The organism is Roseateles sp. P5_E11, from assembly GCF_054049355.1.
Genome location: NZ_JBFUMO010000923.1, coordinates 1 through 1,558 on the forward strand (window position 1 = coordinate 1; position 1,558 = coordinate 1,558).

Below are 1,558 nucleotides of genomic sequence, written 5' to 3' on the forward strand. Positions count from 1 at the left end.
CTGCCGCCCAGGCCCTGGCCCAGCCACTCGCCGCGGCCGAAGGCGATCAGGCTGTGCGTCAGCTGGTAGGCCTTGCCTTGGGCGTACTTCTCGTCCCAGGGGTTCAGGTAGGCAAAGATGCGCTCGCGGCGGAACTCGCTGAAGCTGATCATCAACACGAAGGCTCCCACCAGCACCAGCGTGATGAGCAGGAACATGCGGCCGTTGACGCCGCCCAGGAACAGGATGCCCATCGCGATGGCCGCGATGACCATGAAGGCGCCCATGTCGGGTTCAGCCAGCAGCAGCAGGCCGATGAAGGCCAGCGAGATCGCGATCGGCGTGACGGCCTGGAAGAAGTTCTCCCGGGCGTCCATCTTGCGCATCATGTAGTTGGCCGCGTACAGGGCGATGCCGAACTTGGCCAGCTCCGAGGGCTGGAAGTTCATGACACCCAGCGGAATCCAGCGCCGCGCGCCGTAGACGACCTTGCCTATGCCAGGGATCAGCACCGCGACCAGCAGCACCAGGGCGGCGACGAAAACCCAGGGCGCCCAGCGCTCCCAGATGGCTACGGGGATCTGCACGGTGACGAGCCCCGCGACCAGCGCGAAGCCGATGGCGATCATGTGGCGCGTCAGGAAGTGCGTCGGCAGGTATTTGGCGAAGCGCGGGTTGTCGGGCAGCGCGATGGAGGCCGAATAGACCATCAAGAGGCCAAAGGCCATCAGCGCGAGCACCACCCACACCATGGTGATGTCGAAGCCCTGCAACTGCGTCGGCCGGCCGGCCGAAGTCGACACCCAGTCGCGCACCGGCACGCTGGCATCCTCGGCGTCGCTCTTTTTCCAGAGCGACTGCAGCCTGGCGGTGAAGCCGTTCAAGACCGCAGTCATTGATGCACCCTTCGCGCTGCGCGCTGTCCCGCCGAGCGGGAGCGAGCTTGCTTGGGACGGCCCGGCGCGGCGCTCATAGCGCCACCCCGCGTTCGTCGGCGAGACCCTGCACCGTGGCGACGAAGACCTCGGCGCGGTGGGCGTAGTTGCGGAACATGTCCAGGCTGGCGCAGGCGGGGGACAGCAGCACGCTGTCGCCGCTCTGGGCCTGCTGCAGGCACCAGGTCGTGGCGGCCTCCAGCGTCGCGTGGTGCTGCATGGCAATGCCGGTGTTGGCCAGCGCTGCTTCAATCTGAGGCGCATCGCGACCGATCAGCGCCACGGCGCGGGCATGGCGGGCAACACCATCGGCCAGTGGCGCGAAGTCCTGGCCCTTGCCATCGCCGCCGAGGATGAGGACCAGCTTGGCCGGCGCGCGGTCGGCACCCAGGCCGGAGATCGCGGCGACAGTGGCGCCAACATTGGTGCCCTTGGAATCGTCAAAGAACTCGACGCCATCGATGCTGCCAACGGGCTCGACGCGATGCGGCTCGCCGCGATATTCGCGCAGGCCGTGCAGCATGGGGGCCAGCTCGCAGGCGGCCGCCGTCGCCAGCRCGAGTGCCGCCAGCGCATTGGCGGCGTTGTGGCGGCCGCGCACACGCAGCGCGTCGGCCGGCATCAGGCGCTGGATGATGAGGGGC

Annotated in this window: 2 protein-coding genes; both read right to left on the minus strand. The window is 68.1% G+C overall.

The window, feature by feature from the left end:
* Positions 1-875, minus strand: an 875-nt coding sequence (locus ACXJKR_RS32115) for an FtsW/RodA/SpoVE family cell cycle protein (protein WP_457326303.1), incomplete at its 3' end; no start/stop codon positions are given.
* A 73-nt stretch (positions 876-948) separates the two neighbouring features.
* Positions 949-1,558 (minus strand): glutamate ligase domain-containing protein (locus tag ACXJKR_RS32120; protein ID WP_457326304.1); only part of this gene is annotated, 610 nt, incomplete at its 5' end.